This window comes from Streptomyces sp. URMC 129, assembly GCF_051386415.1.
In the GTDB taxonomy this organism is placed as follows: domain Bacteria; phylum Actinomycetota; class Actinomycetes; order Streptomycetales; family Streptomycetaceae; genus Streptomyces.
Genome location: NZ_JBPQTQ010000006.1, coordinates 1 through 25,026, shown reverse-complemented (window position 1 = coordinate 25,026; position 25,026 = coordinate 1). Strand labels below are relative to the sequence as shown.

The 25,026-nt window shown below is 67.3% G+C and carries 15 protein-coding genes and 5 pseudogenes; 13 read left to right on the top strand and 7 right to left on the bottom strand.

Going from position 1 to position 25,026, the window contains the following annotated elements; translation table 11 throughout:
* Positions 1–69: 69 nt before the first annotated feature.
* Positions 70–204, top strand: a pseudogene (locus ACSNOC_RS02615) (IS630 family transposase); the annotation flags it as partial.
* Positions 205–693: 489 nt separating this feature from the next.
* Here the strand turns inward: ACSNOC_RS02615 and ACSNOC_RS02610 are convergent.
* A complete protein-coding gene (locus tag ACSNOC_RS02610) occupies positions 694–825 on the bottom strand; it encodes a hypothetical protein (protein WP_436745546.1) in 132 nt (43 codons plus the stop codon).
* 110 nt (positions 826–935) lie between these two features.
* On the opposite strand from ACSNOC_RS02610, the gene ACSNOC_RS02605 reads away from it, so the two are divergent.
* Positions 936–1,397 carry a hypothetical protein gene (locus ACSNOC_RS02605; protein ID WP_436745581.1) on the top strand — a complete coding sequence of 154 codons (462 nt, stop codon included), beginning with the start codon at positions 936–938 and terminating at the stop codon, positions 1,395–1,397.
* Positions 1,384–2,178: pseudogene (locus ACSNOC_RS02600) on the top strand (IS5 family transposase). The gene ACSNOC_RS02605 and the pseudogene ACSNOC_RS02600 overlap by 14 nt, the downstream one beginning before the upstream one ends.
* A gap of 100 nt (positions 2,179–2,278) precedes the next feature.
* Here ACSNOC_RS02600 and ACSNOC_RS02595 read toward each other — a convergent pair.
* The 4 genes and pseudogenes from ACSNOC_RS02595 to ltrA form a co-directional block, all read right to left on the bottom strand.
* Positions 2,279–2,878, bottom strand: coding sequence for a hypothetical protein (locus ACSNOC_RS02595; RefSeq protein ID WP_436745545.1), 600 nt, complete (start codon positions 2,876–2,878; stop codon positions 2,279–2,281).
* 180 nt (positions 2,879–3,058) lie between these two features.
* Positions 3,059–3,763, bottom strand: a complete 705-nt coding sequence (locus ACSNOC_RS02590) for a Clp protease N-terminal domain-containing protein (protein WP_436745544.1) — start codon at positions 3,761–3,763, stop codon at positions 3,059–3,061.
* Positions 3,764–3,988: 225 nt separating this feature from the next.
* Positions 3,989–4,212, bottom strand: a pseudogene (locus ACSNOC_RS02585) (transposase); the annotation flags it as partial.
* Positions 4,213–4,308: 96 nt separating this feature from the next.
* The gene (gene ltrA / locus ACSNOC_RS02580) at positions 4,309–5,832 is read right to left on the bottom strand and encodes a group II intron reverse transcriptase/maturase (RefSeq protein WP_436745543.1); all 1,524 of its coding nucleotides are present in this window, start codon (positions 5,830–5,832) and stop codon (positions 4,309–4,311) included.
* Between the two features lie 240 nt (positions 5,833–6,072).
* On the opposite strand from ltrA, the gene ACSNOC_RS02575 reads away from it, so the two are divergent.
* On the top strand, positions 6,073–7,341 hold the full coding sequence (locus tag ACSNOC_RS02575) for an IS256 family transposase (protein WP_436745579.1): 1,269 nt from the start codon (positions 6,073–6,075) through the stop codon (positions 7,339–7,341).
* A gap of 279 nt (positions 7,342–7,620) precedes the next feature.
* On the opposite strand, the gene ACSNOC_RS02570 is transcribed toward ACSNOC_RS02575, so the two are convergent.
* Complete coding sequence (locus ACSNOC_RS02570; RefSeq protein WP_436745542.1) at positions 7,621–8,139, bottom strand: hypothetical protein; 519 nt, start codon at positions 8,137–8,139, stop codon at positions 7,621–7,623.
* A gap of 1,266 nt (positions 8,140–9,405) precedes the next feature.
* On the opposite strand from ACSNOC_RS02570, the gene ACSNOC_RS02565 reads away from it, so the two are divergent.
* Both ACSNOC_RS02565 and ACSNOC_RS02560 read left to right on the top strand, forming a co-directional pair.
* Positions 9,406–10,731, top strand: a complete 1,326-nt coding sequence (locus tag ACSNOC_RS02565) for a hypothetical protein (protein ID WP_436745541.1) — start codon at positions 9,406–9,408, stop codon at positions 10,729–10,731.
* Entirely contained in the window at positions 10,728–12,176 is a 1,449-nt protein-coding gene (locus ACSNOC_RS02560; protein ID WP_436745540.1) for an argonaute/piwi family protein, read from the top strand. Before ACSNOC_RS02565 ends, ACSNOC_RS02560 begins: the two co-directional genes overlap by 4 nt.
* Before the next feature lie 76 nt (positions 12,177–12,252).
* On the opposite strand, the pseudogene ACSNOC_RS02555 reads toward ACSNOC_RS02560, so the two are convergent.
* Positions 12,253–12,510, bottom strand: a pseudogene (locus ACSNOC_RS02555) (type II toxin-antitoxin system VapC family toxin); the annotation flags it as partial.
* Between the two features lie 870 nt (positions 12,511–13,380).
* Between ACSNOC_RS02555 and ACSNOC_RS02550 the strand changes: the two are divergent.
* The 7 genes and pseudogenes from ACSNOC_RS02550 to ACSNOC_RS02520 all read left to right on the top strand — a co-directional run.
* Entirely contained in the window at positions 13,381–14,070 is a 690-nt protein-coding gene (locus tag ACSNOC_RS02550) for a DJ-1/PfpI family protein (protein WP_436745578.1), read from the top strand.
* Positions 14,071–14,076: 6 nt separating this feature from the next.
* On the top strand, positions 14,077–14,529 hold the full coding sequence (locus tag ACSNOC_RS02545) for a hypothetical protein (protein WP_436745539.1): 453 nt from the start codon (positions 14,077–14,079) through the stop codon (positions 14,527–14,529).
* A 921-nt stretch (positions 14,530–15,450) separates the two neighbouring features.
* Positions 15,451–16,452, top strand: coding sequence for a DUF2637 domain-containing protein (locus tag ACSNOC_RS02540; protein WP_436745538.1), 1,002 nt, complete (start codon positions 15,451–15,453; stop codon positions 16,450–16,452).
* A 202-nt stretch (positions 16,453–16,654) separates the two neighbouring features.
* A complete protein-coding gene (locus tag ACSNOC_RS02535; protein WP_436745537.1) occupies positions 16,655–16,936 on the top strand; it encodes a hypothetical protein in 282 nt (93 codons plus the stop codon).
* Positions 16,937–17,847: 911 nt separating this feature from the next.
* Entirely contained in the window at positions 17,848–19,152 is a 1,305-nt protein-coding gene (locus ACSNOC_RS02530; protein WP_436745536.1) for a hypothetical protein, read from the top strand.
* Between the two features lie 446 nt (positions 19,153–19,598).
* A complete protein-coding gene (locus tag ACSNOC_RS02525; protein WP_436745535.1) occupies positions 19,599–23,669 on the top strand; it encodes a DUF6603 domain-containing protein in 4,071 nt (1,356 codons plus the stop codon).
* A pseudogene (locus ACSNOC_RS02520) lies at positions 23,666–25,026 on the top strand (hypothetical protein); the annotation flags it as partial. The gene ACSNOC_RS02525 and the pseudogene ACSNOC_RS02520, both read left to right, overlap by 4 nt.

Here is a 25,026-nt window from a genome sequence, read left to right as displayed (position 1 = left end):
TCGTACGGTGTCCGCAGTGCGGCTGTGGTGAGCGGCAGGGGCCTCGGTTGCCGGATGAAGATCAACGAGAGCGAACGATCGGCGGAACGGTGGCGCCGGGCATGCCGTGAGCATGGGCAGGCCGGGGTCCTGACAAGGGGCTCCCCAGGGCGGCCCCGGCTCAGCGACGCGCAAATCGCGAGGCCGGAGCGCGAGTTGAAGCAAAGCTCACCTCGTACTGCCCGTCAGCCGTGGTCCTTGCCGACTCCAGGCTGAAGTCGTGGCCAAGTACAGCCTCGGTTTCGAACTCTGCCCGGCCTTTGGCGCGACGAGCCGCGCGCCAAGTGGCGATCGTCGCCTCGTTACCGTCCACGGACGCTGGCTCCGGGCTCTCCGTACGGACACCGGCCGACGACGAACGGCAGTGGCCTGGCGAAAGTTCGTAACAACGGTGACGCCCGCATGCGGATGGTCGGAGCGGGACGACGCTGCTGTCTCGGCGGGTTGGAGCGCGAATACTCCGCCCACCAACCCGCCGATGACGGCGCCTGAGGCCAGGACGATGCCCACGGCGCGTCTGCCCGAGCGGGTGGGCGAATGCCAGGTCGGTCGTCCGCGGTCGGTACGTTCCACTCCGTTTCGACGAAGTGGTTCGGGGAGTCCGTCGAGGTCGGGGTCGGCGGACATGACGCGGTACGCGACCACGTCGGCGGCTCATGTGCCGAAGGGCAGGCGGCCGGTGGCGGCGTAGGCGACGAGGATTCCCCGGGCGAACAGGTCGCCTTCGGGTCCGGCCGTGTCGGTGCGGTAGTGCTGGCGGCTGATCCAGCCGGGTGTGCAGGTCATCACGCCGGTACGGGGCACAGAGGTGCCATCTGAGGTTCGTCCGGGCGGCCGTCGGCCCCATCCTGTCCGGTCTGCAGTCGCTGCCGTCGGTGGCCTGGGTGCCGCCCGCCGTGAAGTCGCGCACTGGAGTAACGGACCGGATCCGAGCACTGGGACGAAGTCTCGATATCTCCGCCCAGATCATCGCGGACTTCGAACGTCGCGAGACGGACGCGGTCGGGCCGCTCGTCGAACTTGGCTCTCACGGCGTGCAATCGATCACGTTGGAACGACGGGTCAAAGCCGTCTGCCGACAGCAGCCCGACTTTGAGCGCGCGTTCTGGTTCGTGCGCGGAGAAGTTTTCTTCCTCGAACCGTTTCTGGCGACCAAGCAGCTGATCAAGCTACTTCTCAGAATTACCCAGCTGTGGACTCCACGCCTCCAGGAGGAGGAAGCCATTGCCGTCCGATGGCTGGCGGCAGAAGCGGTCAGCCTGTTGACGCTCCAGCTCTCACTCTCAGCCGCGCGGATTGGGATTCCCTGGCCTCCGAACGCTTGGTGTGAGTGCTGCGCCGTGGATCGTGTCGGATGAGTTGTGGGACCTGGTCGAGCCGTTGCTGCCGCGGCGGGAGCGGCGGTTCCGTTACCCGGGCCGCAGGCCGGTCCCTGACCGGCAGGTATTGTGCGGCATCCTCTACGTGCTCCATCAGGGCATCCAGCGGGAGTACCTGCCCAAGGAACTGGGCTTCGGCTCGGGCATGACGTGCTGGCGGCGGCTGCGGGACTGGAACGAGGCCGGCGTGTGGGACCGCCTGCACCACCTCCTGCTGGCCGAGCTGAACGCCGCCGCGAGGCTCGACTGGTCCCGCTGTGTGATCGACGCCAGCCACGTGCGGGCGCTGAAAGGGGGGAGAAGACGGGCCCGTCGTCGGTCGACCGGGGCCGGACGGGCTCGAAGCACCACCTGATCACCGACGGGCACGGCACACCTCTGGCCGTCATCCTCACCGGCGGCAACCGCAACGACGTCACCCAGCTCATCCCGCTGCTCGACGCCATTCCGCCGGTCCGCGGCCGGGTCGGTCGTCCCCGCCGTAAGCCCGAGTCGCTGTTCGCCGACCGCGGCTACGACCACGACCTCTACCGCGACCAGGTCCGCGCCCGACGCATTCCTGCCCGCCATCGCCCGCCGTGGCACTCCGCACGGATTCCGCCTGGGCCGTTACCGATGGGTAGTAGAGCGTACCTTCGCCTGGCTGCACGGCTTCCGACGACTGCGCATCCGCTGGGAACGCTGGCCCGACATCCACGAAGCCTTCCTCAGACTCGCCTGCTGCCTCACCGCACAGTGGCAAATCGCCTCATTGTGTTAGGAGCGCGGCCGCGACCTCGGACGGGTCCCCGCCGCCAACACCGGGGAATGACCAACATCAACTGACAAAGGTGGGTCAGCTTTCAACCGCCCAGAAGGGGTCACGATTCAAGCGACGCCGACACCGGTCCACTGCATGCAGACAGGCCCCGATCCCCGAGGGCGGCATCCCCGAGGGAATGGTCTTTGTCCGGCGCGAGTGCGGCAGAGACGGACCGGCTGTGCCCACGGGTCCTGCGCCGGGAACGGAGCCTCGACATCGATATCGACGTCGTCTCCGGAGGTATCGCCCCCATCGCGAACTCGCCGCACGATCTGGCCACTGCCCGCCGCATGGTCGACGGATCATCCCGCCCGCGCGGGGACCACTCGGCTGCGGTCTGCCGGGCAATGACCGCAGCTCCCGGTCCGCCGGTGCCTTGTGCGTCTGGTGCGGCGCTTGTGGTGGTGTCCAATTGGGTGCCGAGTCGTTGGCAGCCGCGGGGCCAGGATAGGTCAGGGGCGAGTTTGGCGCCGGAGAACCACAGCGGATGCCCGTCACGGTTGCGGTCGCCGGGCAGCGCGACCGTGTAGCCGAGGAGATCACCGAACGGGGCGTGGCGTCGGCGGATGAGGATGCCCTGTTCGGTGAGGCGGGTGAAGAACTCGGCTTCGCTGGTGGCGCCGGCCACACCTGTGCTGACCAGCACGAACACCAGCACCTTCGTGACTCTGTGCCGGTGAATGACGCGGAACGCAGGTCAGGGGTGTAGACGCGGGACGCGAGGACCTCCGGGTGAGGTGTCACCTTGGACAGGCTCCGCCTCTCCCCGGGGTCCCGTTCCGTTTCGGGAACTCGCCGCGGTCACACCGACGTCTGCGAGCGGATTCAGACGGTTCGGCTACGCGTTGGCGGGTGATTCTTCGGCGGCGTTCGTGACGAAGCTTTCGGCCGCCGCCGCGTCGACGCCCAGCGAGGACAGCACCGCGGCGCCGTTCTCCTCCTCCAGCAATCCCAGCAGAACATGGCCGGTGCTGACACTGTCCTCGTCGAGCCGCAGGGCCACCCGCGACGCCAGTTCGAGCGCCTTCTTCGCGTGGGCGTCGTACGGAATCAGCAGCGGATCGCTGTCGCTGCGCGGCGGCAGGGCCGCCACTACCGTCTCCCGAGCCCGGCCGAGGTCGACACCCTGCGCTCGCAGGGCGTCGGCTGCGGTGCCCTCGGTGCCGAGCAGGCCGAGGACGAGATGCGCGGGGACGATCTCGGCGTTGCCGGCCTGCTTGGCCTCATTCATGCTGGCGATGACGGCGCTGCGTGCGGGCTGGGAGAACTTCTCGAAAGCGTTCGACGGCTTGGCCTCGGGCTTGCCAACGAACCGCTTCTGAGCTGCCTGCCTGGTGACGCCCATGCTGCGGCCGATGTCGGTCCAGGACGCGCCGGAACGACGGGCCTGGTCGACGAAGTGACCGATCAGATGGTCGGCGACCTCGCCGATGTGGTCGGCCAGCAGGACCGCGTCGGCCAGCTGGTCGAGGGCGTGGGTGTGGTTTGCGGTGATCGCCGTGATCAGCTCGTCGAGCCTGACCGGCGGAGTAATCTGCGTCATGATGTCAACCTTAGGTTGTCAGCCCCCTGCTGTCAACCTTGGGTTGTCACTCCGTCTCGGAGGGCCTCGTTCGTGTGGGTCGCCGTCCGCATCGGTCACTGGCCCGGCCGCCGACGCCGGCTTCCTCCAGCATGCTGCGGAAGCGCCACTCCTGGCCGTAGGTGGAATCCGCGGTCACTCAGGCGATCGGCAGGGGCGAGGCAGGGCCCGCATCACCACGGCCTTCGCCATGGCACAGCGGTTCTGGTCCTGGGTCCAGGACTTCGGCAGGTACAGCTCCCGGTCTACCAGCGTCCGGCCCTTGGGGGAGGTGGAGGCGGCGAAGACACCGATCTGGCTGGGGGTACCCGCTCTGGGAGATTCTCCGTGCGGCCCGCGGTGCCGGAGTACTGCCGCTGCACCCCGGCCGATGTCGTACCTTCCTTGATGAGTCGAGTCGGGGACGGGACGCCGTGCGCCGTTTCCGGCGCCGGTTTTTCCATCCCCGCTCGCCGAACCGGACGTGCCGTTGGCCGAGCATCCGGCTCTCCACGCGATCCGACGGGTCACGCGAGGTATTCACTGACCTGACCGATGAAGGCCACATCGTCATGGCTGGTCCGCCGGAAACGTGCCCCGCGTGGATCAACCTCGTCGATGTTGTATGGCGTGCTGATCTGCGCTCCGCGGAAGCGATAACGCTCGACCCGCATCTTCGCCGGGTTGTAGAGGACGATTCCGCCCTCTGCGATGCCGTCTGCCGCGAAGTAACGGCGTCGCATCTGTTTCCAGGTCATACGAGGATGCTTCCGACGAATCCACAGATTCATCCTCCGCCACGCGTACCAGCCAAGGCATGCGAACGTCCTCTTTGAGGCGCCGTAGCGGAAGTAGGCCGCCCAGCCCCGAAGGACTGGGTTGACCGCCCGAAGCACATCCTCCAACGAGAGTGAGGTTATACCTCGCTCCGTCAGTTTCTTGATCTTGTGCATTACCGAGGCCAGAGCCTGCTTGGATGGGATGGTGAGCACAACCCGACGGCCGCCTCCCCAGTGCTTGCGCTGGATGTGGAAACCCAGGAAGATAAACCCGTCGTCGATGTGTGTGATGCGGGTCTTCTCATCTGAGAGAGTCATCCTCAGCCTGCTCGCCAACAGTTTTCCGATCTCCGTCTTCAGTACCTCCGCTTCCTCCTTCGCGCCGCGCACAAGCACCACGAAGTCGTCGGCATAACGCACGAATCGGAAGTTCGGCAGCTCTTTCCGGCGTCGATGTTGCCGACGCCAGGCCGGGCTCATCTTGCTGTCCCAGATCCGCGAAAAGTGCCGGTCCAGGACTGAGAGATAGATGTTGGCCAGCTGCGGGGAGACAACTCCTCCTTGCGGAGTCCCGGTGAGGGAGTCCGCGAATCCACCATGCAGCTCGACAATACCGGCCCGCAGAAACGCGCTGACCAGCCGCAGAACCTTACGATCCTTGATGCGCTCGGCCACCAGGTCCATCAGGACGTGGTGATCGACGGTGTCGAAGCAAGCCTTGATGTCGCCCTCGATGACCCACTCGTAGTTCGACGGCTTGCTGGTGAGATGGTGGGTCTCGGCAATGGCATCCTGAGCCCGACGCCCAGGCCGGTACCCATAACTGGATGGGTAGAAATCGACCTCGAAAATCGGCTCCAGGATCAGCTTGAGAGCCATCTGCGCGACGCGGTCGTGCAGGGTCGGGATACCCAGATAACGGACCCTGCCGTTCTTCTTGGGAATCACCGCCTGCTTGACCGGCAGCGCCGTGAACGTCCCGTCCTTCAGCGAAGAGCGAAGCTCCTCAAGGAAGGGAATCACTCCGTGACGTTCCTCGATGTGATACCGGGTAACCCCGTCCACCCCTGCTGTCCTGGCACCTCGATTGCCAGCAACCCGCTCCCAGGCCACCGCGAGCGTGGCCCGGTCACAGACCAAGTTGAACACATCCGCGAACCGGCGATCCGGTTCGCTCCTAGCCCATCGGTGCAGCTTGAGCTGATGATCAAGTACTCGCCGCTCGGCCGTCATACTGCCCGGCCACGATATCGGCGGCGCGTCGTTATTCAACAACGTTCCTCCCCGACAGCAACTCTGCTGCCAGCACAATGCAGCTGCGGCCCGGTGCATGGGGGTATCTGGCCGATGACTTCTTGATCCTTCTCGGTGAGGAGTGACCGCGAAGACCGGGCACGGAGCGACTCTGTCGGGAGTGTCTAATCAACGGCGGATCTGCTGATCAAGGAGAGACGTCAAGTGAGCGAGACGACGACCGGGCACGAGTCCGTGGAGGAGCCGGCCGGTGGTGCGATGCCGTCGGCTGCCTCGGACGAGCAGCTCGTCGCGATGCTGGTGGACCGGGCTTGGAGCGAGGGTCTGCAGCTGACCGGTGAGGGCGGGCTGTTGCAGATGCTGACCAAGCGGGTGCTGGAGTCCGCCCTGGAGGGCGAGATCACCGACCATGTCGGTTACGAGAAGCACGACGTGACGGGCCGGGGCAGCGGCAACAGCCGCAACGGCACGCGTGTGAAGACCGTGCTGACCGATGTCGGGCCGGTCGAGGTGAAGGTGCCCCGTGACACCGCCGGCAGCTTCGAGCCGCAGATCGTCAAGAAGCGGCAGCGTCGCCTGACGGGCGTGGATGAGATGGTGCTGTCGCTGTCCGCGAAAGGGCTCACGCACGGGGAGATCTCCGCGCACCTGGCCGAGGTGTACGGCGCGGAGGTGTCCAGGCAGACCATCACCACGATCACGGACAAAGTGATGGACGGCATGGCCGAATGGCAGAACCGGCCGCTGGACCGCGTCTGCCCGGTCCTGTTCGTGGACGCCGTCAACGTCAAGATCAGGGACGGGCAGGTCGCCAACCGGCCGCTCTACGTGGTCATGGCGGTGACTGTGGAGGGCCACCGCGACATCCTCGGCATCTGGGCCGGCGACGGCGGCGAGGGCGCGAAGTACTGGCTGCAGGTGTTCACCGAGCTGGAGAACCGCGGCCTGGACGATGTGCTGATGCTGGTCTGCGACGGGCTGAAGGGCCTGCCCGAGGCGGTGGAGACCGTCTGGCCCCGTACAGTTGTTCGGGCCTGTGTCGTTCACCTCCTGCGCAACAGCTTCCGTTACGCGGCCCGCCAGGACTGGGACAAGGTCGCCAAGGCGCTCAGGCCCGTCTACACCGCACCCGGCGAGGACGCGGCCACCGAGCGCTTCCCGGAGTTCCGGGAGGCCTGGGGGAAGAAGTACCCCGCGATCGTGAAGCTGTGGTCCGACTCACGGGCTGAGTTCGTGCCGTTCCTGGCCTTCGATGTGGAGATCCACAAGGTCATCTGCTCGACGAATGCGATCGAGAGCGTCAACGCCCGCATACGCAAGGCCGTCCGGGCCCGCGGGCACTTCCCGAACGAGACGGCGGCTCTCAAGAGCGTCTACATGGCGCTGATGAGCCTGGACCCAACCGGGAAGGGCCGCAAGCGGTGGACCATGCGTTGGAAGGCGCCGCTGAACGCCTTCCAGATCGCCTTCGAGGGCCGTCTGACCCGAACACCAACTGACCACTCAACAACCAAAATCAGCCGTTAAGTTGACACACCCCCTCGAAGTCGTCACCGCTGGCCTCACCGTGGATGGACTTCGGGTGTGGTCGAAGGACACGTCAATAGGGTCAAAACGCTCAAAAGAGCCATGTATGGCCGGGCCTCATTCCGCCTTCTGCGGACCCGGATCCTCACCCAGCCATGACATTCACGCAACTGCGGTCAAAGCCATTTTCGCGGATTCCCATCAGAGGCCGGTGTCGCCCAGTCTCTGAAGAATGCCCCCCAGTCAGTTCTTGGGTTCTAACGCTTGTCGCAACATTCCTTACGCGGTGGCGCGGGTGTCGTGCATGAGGGCCTGGGCGCGCGGGTCATCGAGGCGGGTCGTGGCGTGAAGGCCGGTGCGGGCTATGGTGATCCGGTCGTCGAAGGAACCGCGTGCGATGTGCAGGCCGTGCAAGGTGGTGGGCAGTTGCCACGCGGCGGCGCGGGTGGCGTCGGCGGTGCGCAGGTACGACCGGGTCAGCCGGGTGAGGGCGGCCTGCCGGTCCTCGCCGGTTTCGTCCTGGTGGGCCTGGGCGGTGGCGTACGCGCGCAGCAGGTCGTGGAACTGGTAGCGCTCCGGGTCGGTCTGCTCGATCAGGTGGGCCCCGGCCAGCAGGTCCAGCAGGCCGCGGACCCGGGCGGGCGGCTCACCGGCCAGGGCGGCGGCGGCCGGTGCGGAGAAGTCCGGTCCGGGGCGCAGCCCGAGCCGGCGGAACAGGCGGGCGGCCGGGGGCGGCAGGGTGCGGTAGGACCATGCGAAGACGGTGCGTACCCGCCACACGGGAGCCGCGCGGCTCACGCTACGGAGTCACGGATGTGGCGGCTTGCTCGGAAGCCCAAGCCGATTTGTGATCGACAAGTGGCGCCAGCTCTCACGCGCCTTCGCCCCGGTACGCCGGGCCAGGTGGCTCTCGAACTGACGAGTGCCTGACACCGTTCTCGCCTGCGTAGTCACGGCTCGAAGCTGATGACTGCCGGGCCGGCCGCTCGCGTTCGAGTCCGGTTCAGACGTTGCTCGGCGGTTGTCACGGTCCCACCCCTTCCGGCGCGCCGCGGGTCGCCGAGCTGGACTGACCAGCCGCTGTGTTCCTGGCGCGCACACCACTGCCTGCGGGCGCCGCTCAATCCGGTGATCACCCGGTTCTCTCTGCACACGTATCAAGTGAAACGTGTCCGGTAACCCCGTGAGCCTGCGGTGTTGTATGCGTTCTGGGGTCTCTCACAAGTTCTCACATTAAGAAACCGGCATATCGGACGCAAGAAACCCGCCTCCACAAGTGGAGACGGGCTCTGACCTGCAAGAACACCGTCGGGACGGCGGGATTTGAACCCACGACCCCTTGACCCCCAGCACAAGCGTGTCTGAGCGGCATGCTCCAGGCCGTTCTTCGAGGTTACGGTCAAGCCTACTCGGCTGAGTAAAGGAGTCCGTCGTTTCTGTCGGGCCGGACACTCGACTGAGCGCTCCCGCCCAACCCGGCATCAACCGCACCTCCGTTCTTCCCTTCCCATGGTGCCACCGCATACGCGTTTCAATCGCAGGGCCGACACGGCCACTACAACGCTCACGCCATGAGCGGGCAGACACGGTTCGCCGTGGGGTGAATGGTGATGAACGGAGGCGGGTAAGACCTCGGGCTCGCGATGGGAAGGGTCGGGCAGGCAGGCGTTCAGACAACTGCTCCGTGAGATGTCGACGGCTGCACGCAAGGTAACGAGCGTCGGGGCTGCGCAGGATAGTGCCCCCCGGGGGGGGGCTCCCGCGTGTGTCAGGGCGAGCGGGGGCTGGCGGGCGTGTCCCGGTGCCTCTCGTTCGGATGCTCTGAGGGCATGTGCCCGTGCTGTGCTTCCGGCGCGCTCGGTTGGGGCCCATCGCTGACAGGGTGCCGAAATGGTGAGCCATGGTGCGGAACCGGCCAAGTCATGCGGGGGATCACCCCGGTGGGAACGGTGCCGCTGGAATAACCCGGTGCTCGGCCTCGAGCAGGGCGATGGGCTCAGGGCACACAGCAGGCGCCTGCGGCTGACGTGCGGACGGGGCCCTTTGTCGGTGGTTGCTCGTAGGATGCTGAACCTGGAGGTGGCGTTTATGGCGGTACCTGTTTCGCAGCAGCGAAAGCTGAGTCAGCGTTCGGGCAACATCTGTGCGTTTCCGGGGTGCGGGCTGCTCCTCACGGCGGAAGGTACGCCGGAAGAACCCGTCGTGGTGCTCGGCGAGATGGCGCACATCGTCGCGGAGAGCCCGAACGGTCCCCGAGGCGACTCGCCGTTGACGGCCGAACAGCGCAACCGGTACGAGAACCTGATCTTGCTCTGCAATCAGCATCACCAGCTGATCGATTCCGACGGAGCGGTGGCCAAGTACACGGTGGAACGACTCCTCGCCATGAAAGAGGGTCACGAGAAGCGGGTGGAGCGCAGACTCGGCGGACGCCCCAACGTCGAGGCGGAACTGCCGCCCATGGTCAGCAACACCGTGTACAGCAATGTCTTGCCGGTCACGCAGATGCCACGCCACATCTACGGGGCGCCCTGCCTAGTGGATCGGGAAAGTGATGTCAGACCGGAGGGCATGTCCACCGGGGTGATGACGCCGTTCATCCTGCGGGAAGGGTGGCTGTGGGCATTCCAGAACCTGCGGGACGACAGCGGCCCTTTTGCTGCATTCGTGGATCGTTCCGCAGCCGAGCGGTTCGACTCCCAGGAGTGGTGGGGTGATCCCGACAAGCTTCGGTGGTACGTGGCGCTGCTCAACCGCTCACTGAACAAGCTCACGGGGCGTCTCGGCCTGCGGCTCGATCGGGACCATCACCGCTACTACTTCGAACCCGAGGAAGAGGGCGTTGAGCGGACGGTGGTGTACCGGCCGTTGAACGCCAGCAAGGCGAAGCGGAGCGTGGTCTGGCAGCCCAAGAAGAAGGCCACCGGAGAAGCACGCAACTACTGGCTCCATCGTGCTGTCTCCCTGCGCTTCTTTCTCATAGGCAACAGTCAGTGGTGTCTGAGCATCAGACCTGAACTGCGAGTAACTTCCGATGGCTTCGAGTCCATCGACGCCAAGTACGTCGGGCGACAGGTCACCCGGAAAAAGTCCAGGCTGTTTAACCACGACCTTCTCGGTGAGGTGCAGTTCTGGCGGGACTTCCTGGGAAAGAGTAGTCCGCGAATCGCCTTCCCTTTCGATGACGGACAGAGCCTGGTCATCTCGACATCCCTGAGTAGCGGGCAGGTGCACTGGCCGGGTATTCCTCCTGAGCACGACATGCCCTTCAAGAACGTCGAATACGTGGACGACCTCTTCACCTGGGCCGAGGCAGAGAGCCTGAGCGAGGACGATGAGCTGGACCACGAGCAGGACGAAGAAGTCGGCTACGCAGGGGTGATCGTATGATGAAGCCACGCCCGTCCCCACCCCGCACATCACTCGCCGGGCCGCCCTCCCTCATCACGAGCACCCATTTCCCGGAACCCCTGCTCCGCTTCGCCGACGACGGCCTGCATATTGACCCCAAGGCCGGCATCGCACGCTACGGCCCACGATCCTGGACAGCCTCGGGCCGCCACCCCACACGGCTGCGAGTCGGGCTCATCGGTACCCCAGAGCTCGTCGAGTCGGCACGCGCCTGGATGAACAGCCGGGCCGAGGGTGTGACAGGAGATGAGAACAACCCTGAATTTCCCGGCTGGATGCCCGACCGGGGATTCTTTTCCTCGCTGGAATTCGACGATGTGTGGGACGAGGAACTCGGCCAGGCGGAGCTGCGCAAGGTGCTGGAGATCAAATCACAGCAGGAGCGCTTCCACGCCGCCGTGACCCTGTTCGAGACGAAGCTGCGGTACCTCGCGGAACGCGACAGCACCCCCGACTACGTCGTGATTGCGCTTTCCGACGAGATCGTCGCCCGCTGCGGAACCGCCGACTACACAACCCAAGAGACCGGAGCCATCCACCGCGATCTGCGCCGCGCACTCAAAGCGAGCGCCATGAAGTTCCGCCTCCCCACACAGATCGTCCGAGCACCCACACTGGACGGCCGGGACAGGACACCGTCCTCCCGCATAGCATGGAACTTCTTCACCGCGATGTACTGCAAAGCAGGCGGCTATCCCTGGAGTCCGTACGGCCTTACCCCTGGCACCTGTTACGTAGGAATCGGGTTCTACCGCCCGCTCGGCACCGCGCAAGCCACGATCCAGACCAGCCTGGTGCAAGCGTTCGACGAACGCGGGGAAGGACTGGTTCTACGCGGCCACGAATTCGAGTGGGACCCGAACAAGACTGGAAGCCGTTCACCTCACCTGACGGCTGAAGGCGCCCACAAGCTGATGGCTCTGGTTCTTGACCAGTACGAGTCGGTGATGAAGCAGACCCCGGCCCGGATCGTGGTCCACAAGACTTCTCGCTACTGGCCGGACGAGCGCGACGGATTCCGCTCTGCGATCGAGGTCCGGGTGCGACGCTACGACCTGATGGCTCTTGAGGCGCAAAGCCGGGTACGACTCATCACGACCTCCAAGTATCCGCCTCTGCGTGGAACCCGCTTCAGCTTGGGAGAACTGGATTACCTCTACACCACGGGTTACATATCCGCGCTGAGAGAGTTCCATGGTATGCACGTTCCGGCCCCCCTTCAGGTGGCTGATCACATCGGCCAGGACTCGTCCCGTGACGTGCTGCTGAAGGAAGTACTGGCCCTCACCAAGCTCAACTGGAACTCGGCAGCTTTGGGCGGACTCCTGCCTATCACGATCAAGTTCTCAGGACTGGTCGGAGAGATCATGCGGGAGATCCCGCCAGATCGGACCCCGCTGCCTCAATTCAAGTTCTACATCTGAAACCATGCCGGATACAGCGCGGTCCGGGGGCTCCAGTGTTTCCCTTTCTCCAGGTGCATCCCCGTGATAGCGGTCGTCAGGTCTTGATGACGGTGACGTGTCCGCCGCACAGCGCGGCGAGGTCCTCGGGATCCGAGGTGAGAACGGTGAAGGGTGCCGGGGCAGCCAGTGCGGTGACGCTGAGCATGGCGTCGATGGCGTACTTGTGGCCGCGCAGGCCGACGTCGGCCAGGAGAGCGGCGGCATGGCAGGCGATGGGATCGGTGACCGGTTCGACGACCAGGCGGGACAGTGTCCACTCCAGGTCCGGTCGGTCGATGCGAGGGGGGACCACCGAGGGCGGCCGTGGAGACGGGAGCCGATCCCGTCGCCTGGTGCAAACGGCTTTCGGCTGGCTCGACCTCGACAAGGTGGACGTCCGGGCGGCCTGCGACGTTTTCGCCCGCTTGCTGTCCCACGCCCTGCCGTACACCGACTGCCTGGTCGGGTACAACTATGTACTGCTGCGCCTGCACGGCGATTTCGAGACGGCGCCCCTCCAGCCCTTGGCTACAGCAGGCTTGGACCCCCACGTCTCCGGCCGCAGGACGGGCCGCCGCCAAGTCGAGGCTGGCGTTCTTCGTCAGCAGCGGCCCCGCCGTGGGAAAGCGTTCCTCGTAGTCGGCGAACGGTGTGGACCTCAGCCGCTACCAGCCGTGGTCAAGACCCTCCAGGAGCCCGCGCCAGGGAGTGGATCCCGTCGTGGTGCCCCTGCTCGGCCTCGTCGGCGAGGTTGGCTCCCTCGCCATCACCTACAGGAAACGCCTGCGCGATGGCCTCGGCTTCACCCAGCCTGGCCCAGCTCGCGGGCTGGGCCGCCTTCGACGGCGATCTCCCCGGCTCCGCCCAGCGCTACCACCTCCTCGCCCTGCGCCCGGCCCGCGCCTGCGACGACACCGCCATCATCGCCAACAACCTCGGCCGGCTCGCCTGCCGGGCCGCCACCGCCGGACGCCCCGCCGGCGCGCTGCGTCGGCTTCCGTTCCTGGTCTCGGTGCCGCCATTTCTGTGGTTCTGGCAGTTCAGGGCCCTTGCCGACCTTCGTGGCGCTATCCCGTTGGAGAGTGTCATTAATGCCACTGTGGGGTGGGGCGGCGGCCGGTTAGCGTCGGGAGCGACCCCCGGCACGGGCCGGATGACGACCCACCCGCGAAGGAACTTCTCCATGCATGCCCAGATCATCCTGTTCGACGGCTTCGATCCGCTCGATGTCATCGCCCCCTATGAAGTGCTGTACGCCGGGGGCACCGCTTCCGGCGGCGCCGTGAGCGTGGAACTGGTGTCTGCCGAGGGGCCGCGTGAGGTGGTCAGCGGTACCGGGGGCCTGGTCCTGCGCGCCACTGCCGCCCTGGATGCCGCACGCGCGGGCTTGATCCTGGTCCCCGGCGCCTCGGGCCGCGTGGGAGAACCGGGCGAGGTCCCCGACCACAACGCGGGGGCGGGGGAATGGCGACAGGACGAACTCATCCCGGTCCTGCTGGGCCGCACCCTGACGACCGAGCTCCCCGCGCTGCTGAAGGCGGCGATGGACAACCCCGAGGTGACGCTCAGCGCGGTGTGCGGCGGCTCGCTCGTCCTGGCCATGGCCGGCCTGCTGGAGGGCCGCTACGCCACCACCCACCACCTGGGCCTGGACATGCTCGACGCCACCGGCGTCCACGCGGTCAAGGCTCGCATCGTCGATGACGGTGACCTCATCACCGGGGCCGGTGTCACCTCCGGCCTCGACCTGGGCCTGTACCTGCTGGAGCGCATGGTGGGCCCCCAGATCGCCCACGCCGTCGAAGAACTCTTCGCCCATGAGCGCCGCGGCACCGTCTGGTGCCACCAGGGCCCCGCACCCGTCGGCCTGTGACCCCGCATGCCGCGCACCACCCACCACACCACACTCGCAAGGAAGAACAACACCGTGGCCGCAGAAGGCGTCTGGGACCTGTCCATCTCCACCCCGATCGGCACGATCGAAGCCGTGGTCGAATTCGCCCGGCAGGACGGTGTCCTGGCCGGGACAGCCCGCGGGGCTGCAGAGAGCGTCGCGCTCAGCGACATCACCCTGGAGGGTGACCGGCTCGCCTGGAAGCAGGCCGTCACCAAGCCCCTACGACTCAACCTGGCCTTCGCGGTCACGCTCGACGGCGACACGCTGACCGGCACGTCCAAGGCCGGACGTCTTCCGGCCTCGAAGGTCACCGGCCGAACGCCGCGCCGTCCCAGCGGCCGCGGACCACTGACCATGACGAAACTCCTCGTGTCCCTGCATGTCCTGGCGGCCGTATTGGCCATCGGACCTCGGCCGTCGCGTTCCCTCTCTTGAGACCTCGGCCTGACGGGCGCGCTTAGCGGCCGGGTCGCCTCTGCTGCAGGAGGTGATGGGAATGCGGCACACCTGCTGGGCCTGACTGTTCATGGTTCATCGTGCTCGGTGCGCGCATGCGGCGCGCACCCTGCATCCGGACCGCGGATCTCAAGCCGGGCGTGTCTCGCGTTGTCCTGCGGTTGCCGGGGGTGAGCTGGTCGCCGATGGCCGCGATCTGCGCGATCAGGGGCTGGAGCGTTTCGCGCAACGCTGCCAGTGCCCCTTCCGCGGAGAGGGACTCTGCGGCCCTGGCGGGGCCGGGGGAGTCTTCCGGCGGACCGACACGACCACTACGCCCACGCGCTGAGCAGGCAGACACGGTTTGCTGTGGGGGGGATGGGTGAGATCCGCGAAAGGCAAGCACTCAGGCTGACGAGGGGAGGGGGCAAGAGGACGGCGGTACGCACGGCTGTTCCGGCCAACGACATCGGACCACTGTGCCCGGAAGGTGCCGATACCTCCAGGCTGCGCAGGATGGTGCCCCCGGCAGGGCACCACACAGATGGTCGCACCGCTGACCAGCACGTTCTCGCGGGCCGCCTGGTTATCGAGGGGCGCTTTGAGCCTTTTGTCGCCAAAGGCGGGCGATGATGGCCGCTCCCTCTTCGCCGCAGCAGAGCCCGACAGTCGGGCGGGCGCCGGTACTCGACCTGGGCATCCCGTCCGTGTTCGAGCGCAGGACGCTGGTGGGTGAACGGCCGGAGAAGTCGGCCTGCGCTGCCCAGTTGGTGGGCTGCGAGGCCCGCTTCGCGGGTCGGAGTCGCCAACGGGATTCCGACAGCATGCACGACATCGGAACGCCCCGTGAGCTGGTCGTTTCCGCGACGATGACCCTGCCGCGCCGCCGCAGGGGATCCGGGGGGCCCGATGCGTGACGGTATGTCCGCCGAGGAGCGCCGAGCGCGGGATTCACAGCCTGTGGAAGGGCCCGCGTACCGTGCCGTCCCCCGTTCAGCCGCGGAATCGGGCGCGGACGCATGGGTGCGGCGTGGTTGCGCGGCGGTGGTGGCGGCGGTGGCCGCGTATGCCTCGTATGTGCACCAGCGGGACTTCGCTCTCCAGGGTGGCGCGGACGAGACCAGCGCGACGTTGTGGCCGCTGTCGGTGGATGGCCTGCTGCTGCTCGCCACGATGGGGCTGCTCAGCCCGAGCCGACATCCGGCCCGCCGGACGCGGGGAGCGATGTGGCTGGCCTTCCTGCTGGGCATCGCCGTCTCGCTCGCCGCCAACATCGCCGCCGCGCCGACACTCGACTGGCGCTCCGTCCTGGTCGCTGGCTGGCCTCCGGTCGCCCTCCTGCTCTCTGTCGAACTGCTCGTTCCTCGCCGCGCAGTTGACCAGGCCGCCGGAGACGATGCCCGCGAGGAAAACCGACTTCGGGGGCGTGGTGTCGGGGAGTTCCAGGAGACCGACCCGCGGCCGGTTCACCAGCCTCCAGCGGAACCTCCTGTCGCTTCGGCGACGAGGCCGGTGTCGCTGTCTGAGCCAGCGGCGCCTCAGCCCCTGCGCGGTGGCGGGCCGGACTTCAGGAGCGCAGGTCCGAAAGCTGCTGCGAGCGAAGGACCGGCCGGCCCGCCTGCGTCGCCTGCTGGTCAGCAGCGGAGGGTGATGGGCGGTCCTCGCGCTCGGCAGCGACGGCTCCCGTCTCTGAACGGTGATCTTCTGGAACGGGCCCGGGTGGAAGACGCTCGTCATCGGCGGGAGCATCAGCGGCCGATCTCCGCGGAGACGCTGCGCAAGCGGCTCGGTGTCGGGGCGAAGAGGTACCGAGCGCTGGTCGATGCCGTACGCCGGGAGGCCGATGACGCCGAGATGGGGAGACCCGGGCAGGAGGTCGGCCAGCGGCGAGCCGGTGACTCGGTGTCGGCCGGGAGAGGATAGGCCGGGTCCGGTCGGCGGGATTCACCTCGAACCCGCCGCCGTGCCCCGCCGATCGTCGTAGTGCCTCCCGGGCCGGAATCGGGGGTCGGCGGAGGGGGCGTCGGTGAGTACGCGCCACGGGCACTGACTCGATGCGATGGACCGTTGGGACGGGAACAGTGTGACTGTAGAGCGCGCGAACGCGGCGGAGGCTTGGCGGCCAGTGGTTGTGAAGCCCGAGCACCTGCGGGCGCTAACCACGCTGGGCGAGCGCTCCGGGTTGATCACTTCCCGCGCCGGGCGGCTGACCGTGGTCACGCCGGGCGAGGCGGCGGTCCGCTGCCCGCGAGGCGAGGCCCGGCTGGTGGCCACCCGCGGTGACTTGCTGGACGCCGGGCTGCGGGTCTCCTGGGCCGTCGGGCGGCTGACCGGCCCGGTCGTGGAGGTGTGCACTGCGGAAGCGGCTTCCCTCACGGCGGCCGAACGTGGCGAGCATCGAGTCTGACGCCGCCCTCACCCGGGTAGACGGAGGTTCTGCGGACGGTTGCCGCGTGTTGCCGCTCGGCTGACGACGCTACCAGGGCGACGGCCTCGCGGCTGATGACTACCGTGCAAGGCACCCTTCCGTTCCACGATTTGGCCGAGATCCCACCGCCTTCGACTGGTGCCAGCGGTGGAACGGCGGACGGCACTCCCTTCGACAGGGGGCAACAGTCATGCCGGGCCCGGGGGCCAGCGGCCCTCTTGCAGGACCGCGAAGAAGATAACGGGGGGACACTCTCACCCTGTCGGCGCTGGACGGCTCCGTTGTGCGCCTGGGCGCGGTGAAGAGGAGCGCCTGACCGCGACGCTGCTGGAAGGTGTCGTCCGCACGCGGCTGGTCGGCGTGGCCGGCCCGCACCTGCGTGTCGGCCATCGCACGGTGACCAAGAAGGAGAAACGCACCAATGGCGCGGACACCGGCGGCATCGTCGACGTGCGCGTGCCCGGCGTGACGCCCGGTGAACATGCGACCGCCCGGCAGCCGGGCAGGAGACGGTGAACGGCCTCCACCACGAGGGCGGCATCCAGGCCGTGGCCGCGCCACTGTTGTCCCGGGTCACCCGATCCATCACGAGCAGGGCGGAGCCGACGTACTCCAGCCGCCCGCACGCGTGGCCGGCTGAGAGGCTCGCCTTCCAGCTGGTCGAGCGATGGCGTGCCACTGGTGGTAAGGACTCACTCTTTCCGGGGTTTTTGGTGGACCTGCCCGGTGACGTGCAGTGCGCAGTCCCTGCCATGCGGTGCCAGCGAACATAGCGTGTTGACGAAGTGGTGTCATGCCGCCTCAGTACTGGCCTTGACGTTGCCCCGGAGATCGATTTCGCCTGCCGTACGGGCTGGATAGGCTCGAGATTGCACAGGAATGAGAATGCCATGCCGCCGTTCAAACTCACACTTCCCACGGATCGCCCCCACGCCATCACCCCGGCGAATCCCCCCCTCCCGCCGGCCGCAGGTATCCCCAACTGGCCACCTCAACAAAATCCGCCGCAGATGAGCCGTCACCACGTCATCCCCTGGAGCAAGTTCAAATTCTTCTGGGATTGGGTCATTGATAACAGCAAAAGTATCACGGACGAACTAGTGGAGACCATCGGCGCCAACCTGCAAGCGTACCTGCCGAATCTGACCTGGACCTCGGCGGAGGAACAGAATTTCAGGAATCTTGCCACTGCATGGCCTACTTATACGCACGACCCCAACCCGAATGCGCCTGAACCACCTCATTTCGACCGTCTCGTCGAAATTCTTTGCTGGCTACCTGCCAACATCTTCCTCGGACCCGTTCCCGAAGCAAGAAGGGACGACCCGGGAGATGGGTTCGAGTACGGCAGTCGGTGGACGGTAATCGCTCCGCCGCTGAGTGCACGGGAATTCCATGTCCGCCATCAGGCATTCGTCATTATTGATCTGTTCAACGCACCTCTTGCGGCACCTCCGACCGTATCCGACGCGGTGCGCGGAATGTTGAGAGTGCAGCAGACGGCCGCCGGGCGGCATGCCTGCTGGCCGTGGACGCCGAATGCGTGGATCTACTACCCCGCTCCGCCGCCGCCGGCCGGTGCTCAGATCGACACGCAGCTCGCGATGCCCATGGTGTGGCAGGCAGGATCGGAAGTCGGCCGCGCGGGAGAAGCCGCGGTCAACGACGACCAGCCGATGAGGAGAATCGTCATCGGCGGGACGGAAATCTCCCTCGACGTCGTTGACCGCGCCGACAAGGAACGGAGATACAGCGAGCGGGGGACCGCGCAAGGAATTTCGCTCGATGCTGTCGTCGACTGGACGAAGGGCTTTGGCGGCGATTTCCCGGCCGATCTGTCGGACGTACAGATCGACAAACTGGTCGTTGAAGTGACGACCAGCCCTGGCCGGCAGCACGTGAAGCTGATTGTGGCTCCCGTGCTCGATCTGAGTGGAATAAAGGTCCGGTCGGTTCTCCAGTTCACCTGCACGAGACTGAAGAGCGGGAAGGAGACGATTTATGGTTTTTCATTGAATGCTTTGGTCGGCTTTCCCGTCGGGGGGGAGGGGGCCGAGATGTGGCTGGACGGCCACTTCTCGAAGTCCATGCAGGGCCGGTGGTCCCTGTCCTTGTCGTGGGGAACCGAGGGCAGCGGCGTGCAGGCACTCCCAGTCTTCACAGGAGACGGAACTGGCGCGGGCCCGACTCGCTGACCGCCTTCCTCTCGGCCGGTGACCATAAGGTTGTGGAGGTGCGAGACCCTGAGCAGGGCATGCTGGACGCCGTCGCCCCTCAGATGGCAGTGACGGAAATTCCTGTGACCTATGCGCGTTCCGGGCCGTGCCGGGCGATTACGGCGATACCGCAGGGCTGCCCTGCCCGGATTCTTTGGTTTCGCGGGATTCCGCGACCGGGGCCCAGCGGATACTCGCAGGTGTGAATTTGTGCGACAGATGGCGGTATCCGATTGACAGGCCGGCTAAGCCTGGGTGGAATCAACCTGTGTCATCGGCTCGACCGGTGCGGGGCTCGGTGCGCGGCTGACGGCCCTGGTTGCATGTGGCCCTGGCCTGTGTGGCCGTCCTTGTTGCCGCTGATCGCGTTGAACACAGGGAGTGTGACGTTGAGTGCCGTGACACCGCACGGTTTGCAGGAGCCCATGAGCGATGCCCTGAATGATGATCCGGTTGCTCTGTTCACCGCGTTCGGGATCGATGGCCCGCCGGTGCTTCGGGATGTCATCGTCGAGCGTCTCCAGGTTGCTTTCTCCTTCGAGACCAAGGAATTCAACCTGAAAGCGGCGGGAGCGCTCCCGCTGAGCGGTGGCGCCACAGCCCGGTTGAGTATCTGTGTCGGCATGGCCCAGCGGTCCACGCCTCCCGGGTATACCCAGACATATACAGGCACATTGACGCTCCGTTTGCCCCAGGGCCCGGGGACCGACCGGGAACTGGCCTTCACCATCGGCAGGGCGGAGCATGCGGAGTTCGTCGCCACTTGGAGCGACTCTGCGGGTGTGACGCTGGCGGATCTGGCGATGCTACTCGGCGTAGAAGATGAGGTCTTGGCCGACCTGGGTGCCCTGGGTACTGTCAATGCGGCCACGATCGCCTATTCCTCGGTGCGGAAGTCGTTCGTGCTTGCCGCTGGCGGCAAGGAGGACGCCGGGTCACTGGTGGTGGTGTCTGCCCGTCGGCCCGGCAGTCGTGAGCGTGACTGGGCGGTGCGGGTCAGCCTTGGGCTGAACGCGTCCTTGTCCGGTGTGCCGTTGCTGAAGGGGAAGATCCCCGCCGGTTTGGATGCGGGTGCGCGGGGTCTGAGTGTGCTGATCGGCTCCAAGGAGCTCACCGCGGAGCGCACGGCGGTGCTGAACCGGGCGCTGGCGGCGGCAGACGCCTCGCTGGCCCTGCTGCCGGCCGAAGGGGTGCCCGCCGGTGTGGGTTTCTCCGTCGATGTTTTGCTGCCGGGGCAGCAGGCCGCGACCACGGTGGCGGTCCGCGCTGCGCGCAGGCCTCGGCGGCTCACCGGTCCGCACACGGCGGATTCCGGGGGTGGGGCGCCGCTGGTGGCGTGGGTCTCGGTGGAGCGGCAGGTCGGCCCTTTGCAGCTGAGCCGGATCGGGGTGGCCTACGCCGGGGGTGTGGTGTGGGTGCTGTTCGAGGCGTCGCTGGGCATGGCGGGGTTGCTGCTGGCGGTGGATGGCCTGGGGGTGGGGGTGCCGCCGAGCGATCCGACGGATGTGCGGTTCCGCCTGGACGGGCTGGCCGCCGGGTATTCCCGGCCGCCGCTGGTCATCGCGGGGGCGCTGGTCAACCGGCCGGACGAGGACTACGAGGTACTGATCAAGGGTGCTCTCGTCGTCGCTCTGCAGCGTTACGGGCTGATCGCCCTCGGCGCCTATGCCAAGAGCACGGATCTGCCCGAGCCGTCGATGTTCGTCTTCGGCAAGCTCAGCGGCAAGTTCGGGGCGCCGCCGTTCGCCGTCAGCGCGATCATGGCCGGGTTCGGCTACAACACCACGGTGCGCGTGCCCGAAGGTGATCAGGTGCTGGACTTCCCGTTCCTGAAGGACGCGGACGACTTCCCGCCGGACTCCGACCCGCTCGCGGTGCTCAAGGAGCTGATGAGCCCCGGCAAGGGCTCGTGGGTGCGGCCGGCGGCGGGCCAGATGTGGTTCGCGGCAGGGCTCGGTTTCGAGCTGTTCGAGTTCCTGCAGTGCCAGGCGCTGGTGGTGCTGGAGGTGGGCGGCGACTTCGCGCTGGCGGTGCTGGGTACCGCGGAGGCGAGTTTCCCCCGCAAGAACGCAGTGCCGGGGGTCAAGCCGTACGCGCGGGTCCGGCTGGGGCTGTCGGCGCGGTACCGGGCCGGCGAAGGCGTGGTGAAGGTGTCCGCGCAGCTGGGCACCGGCTCTTACCTGGTGCACGAGGACTGCGTGCTCACCGGCGGCTTCGCGTTCTACCTGTGGACCACGGGGGACAACGCCGGGGACTTCGTGCTCACCCTGGGCGGCTACCACCCGAAGTACGCGCCCGCGTGGAACTATCCGCAGGTGCCCCGGCTGGGCCTGGTCTGGCCGGTCACCACCGGGTTGACGATCGAGGGCGGGGTCTATCTCGCCTTGACCCCGGGGGCGGTCATGGCCGGCGGGGCGCTGGCGGTGAACTACCGCTCGGGCAGCCTGCACGCCTGGCTGACCGCGCACGCCGACCTGCTCATCGAGTGGGCCCCCTTCCGGTTCGACGCCGATGTCGGCATCAGCATCGGCATCCGCTACGTGCTCAACCTGTGGCTGGTACGCACCACGATCCGCGTCGAGGTGGGCGCCACGCTGCGCCTGTGGGGCCCGCCGACGGCTGGCACGGTCACCGTGCACCTGTCGTTCGTCCGGTTCACGATCGCTTTCGGCCAGGGCCGCCCGCAGGCCGACCAGGCGGCCGACTGGGCGGAGGTCCTGCGGCAGCTGCCCGACCGGGCCAACGCGGTGCGCCTGCTGGCCCTGGAAGGCCTGGTCCCTTCGGCGGGGCCGGGTGGGGCGAAGCCTTGGGTGGTCGGACCGGACGCCTTCTCCTTCGCTGCGCGCACTGCCGTGCCCCTCACACAGCTGAAGCTGGGCAAGCCCGACGGCACCCACACCGCCTTCCAGGGCAGCACGGTCAATGTGCGGCCCCGCCGGGGCAAGGGCAAGAACCTGTCCTGCGAACTCGTCCTCACCCTGCTCGATGACGAGGATGCCGTGCAGGACCTGAGCGGGTGGGTGAGCGAGGACGCCGGCCGACTGCCGTTGACGGAGACGTACCTGCCGGCAGCGCTGTGGTCCCCCTACGAGGGCAAGCTGACCGCGGACAGCGACCAGTGGGTCGGCAACCAGCTCGTCGGCATCGACCTGCGCCGCCCGCTGCCGCAGCAGGGCGGCTCCCCCGGCGAGATCAAGGCGGGGACTCTGTCGCACGACGACCTCGAACCGGACGGAGCGCTGCCCTTCGCTCCGTCCGTGAGCAGCGGTGGCGCGCCGGCGGAGGAGAACGCGCCGGGCATCACGGCCCCGGACCTGACCGGCGACGCGGTCGTATGGGCCAGGGACCGCCTGTTCACCGCGATGGAGTACCTGGAGGTCAGCCCCCGCACCAACGACCGGCTGCACCCGCACGACCCGCTGGTGGCCGGAGACCCCACGGTCCCACACCGCACCGTCGGCCCGAAGCAGCCCACCGTCACAGGCCCGCGCCTATATGCGGTGAGCGGAAGCAGGATCACCCCCATCGACCCGTACAGCCTCACCGTCCACGCAGCCTCGGACACCGGTGAGGAGCGGCCGTTCCTCGTGGCCAGCAAGGACGGGACGCGAGCCTGCACAGCGGGCAGAATGGATAAACACAGCAAGGATTACCGCTTGCAGATCTTCGACATCGCGGGTAATCCACCCAAAGCTGTCCGTGCCTTGCTCGAAGGTGATAAGCGGTTTTACCTTACCCAGAAGCCGCTGCTGGCAGCTGCACTTTTCGCTGACGGCATGCGGGCCGGAGTGGTCTTCGAGGAGTCCGATCAGCTCTTCATCATTCACCTGAAGCAATGCACCCTCAGTTCGGTGGGCCTCGCTGGCTTTGCTCCGGGCGGGATGGCGGCGTCGCCTCGGAGCTCGCATGTGTACGTCAGCCTGCCTTTCAAGACTGTGAGGGGCAACGTGAGGGTATTCGACGCCAACAATGTGCACAGCGACCAGAGGTACCTTGACGCCGGGCCCGGCCCTACCGTGCTCGCCGCAGACCCTGCCGGGCGGTGGCTGTACGCGATCAACGACGGGTGCAGCACCGTCACCGCGGTCCCCTTGAAAAAACAGCTGGCGTCCCTCCGCGCTGTGCGGACCGGCACCGAGCCACGAGCTCTCGCCGCCACCCCGGATGGGAAACGCCTGTGTGTGGCCAATTCCGTCCCGGGCACCGTGTCGGTGTTCGAGGTAACCGACAAGGACGTGTCGGAAACCGCCGACCCGGTGTGGGTCGGGCCGCGGCCGACCGTGCTGGCCGTCTCGCCGGACAGCACGCGGCTGTTCGTGGCGCGGGAAGGGGCCAAAGAACTGGCTGTGCTGGATATCGCCGAACCGCAGCCGGTCCTGCTGCCTGTCACCGTCCGGCTCACGGGCGCCCCCGTGGCCTTTGCTCTCGCCGCCCCGCCTCCGTCGCCCTTGATCGATGAGCAGATTCCCGCCCTGACGTCCGGGAGCCTTGGATGATCCACCCCGAGTACGCCGCGCCCCCGGCCCCGGACCTGAACGTGGCGTTCATCGACGATCTGGTGCCCACGCTGGCGGCGGGGACCTACACCCTCACCGCCTGCCAGGCGGCCACCGGCACGGATGTCGACCCGCTCAACGACTACCTCCCCGGGCCGGGCCGTGAGGTGCGGCAGGAGATCGAGGTGCGGGCGCCCCGCTTCGCGGTGGAGCCTGAGTGGGTGCACGGCGCCTACCCCCCCGCAGGGGAGACAGGGGCCTACGGGCATGTGCTGCCGCACATCACCCTCACCCGCCCGACCCTGCCGTGGGAGCGCGAAGGCAAGCAGTTCCGCTCCGACGGCGGCACGCGGACCCCGTGGATGGCGGTCCTGGTCTTCGGCGAGAAAGAGGTGGTCGGTGACCCGGACTGCATGGGGCACACCGAGCAGCGCACCGTGATCCAGCTGTCGGACCCCGAGCAGCGGCATCCCGACGACGAAGAGGTGCTGCTTCCCGCCCTGGACCCCGGCGAGCCCGTCCCGGCCGACGAGGCCGCGCGCGTGTGCCGCACCATCGCCGTCACCCGTGCCTGCTTCCGGCGCATCGCCCCAGCGAAAGCGGAACTTGAGTACCTCACACACCTGCGCCGGGTCAACGAGGAGTTCCAGCAGGCGACGCTGAGCCGGGACGAGATCAAGGTAGGGGACTACGCGGTCGTCCTGGGCAACCGCATCCCTGCCGCGGCAGGCGGCCGTTATGTGGCACATCTGGTGTCCCTCGAAGGCTGGATGGGCCATCTGCCTGATGCCGACCACACCGCGCCACCGCAGCCCTCCGGCGATGACGAGAGCACGAAGATGCGGCTGGTGTCGCTGTACTGCTGGACTTTCGAGTGCCTGCCGAGCCTGTCTGCGGGTTTCGCCTCGCTGACCCGCCGCTTCGTCGACCAGCAAGGTGAGGGCGGCGCCGGTCTGCTGCTGCGTGTGCCGCCCGCCGCGCGGCGCCTGGCCGGGCCTGAGCAGACCGAGGTCGCTGCCCGGCTGGCCGCCGGCTACCTGCCGGTGTCGATGCGCACGGAGGCCGGGCGGTCGACGTTCGCCTGGTACCGCGGTCCGCTCATCCCCGTCGCACCCTCGCTGGCTTCCCCTGCGGGGGAGCGTGCGTCCTGGCGCTGTGCCGCGCAGGGGGTGTTGCACCTGCCCCAGTTCGGGATCACGGATGTGAGCCTGGCCTGCGCGTTCGCCGCCGGCCGGCAGCTGGCGATGGCCGACCGGGAGATGTGCGGCGCGCTGCTGCGGCTGCGCGGCAAGGTCCGCGAGGCCATCGACCGCGAGCTGCGGGCCGCCCCCGGAGCCGGTACGGGGCGGGCGGGCGG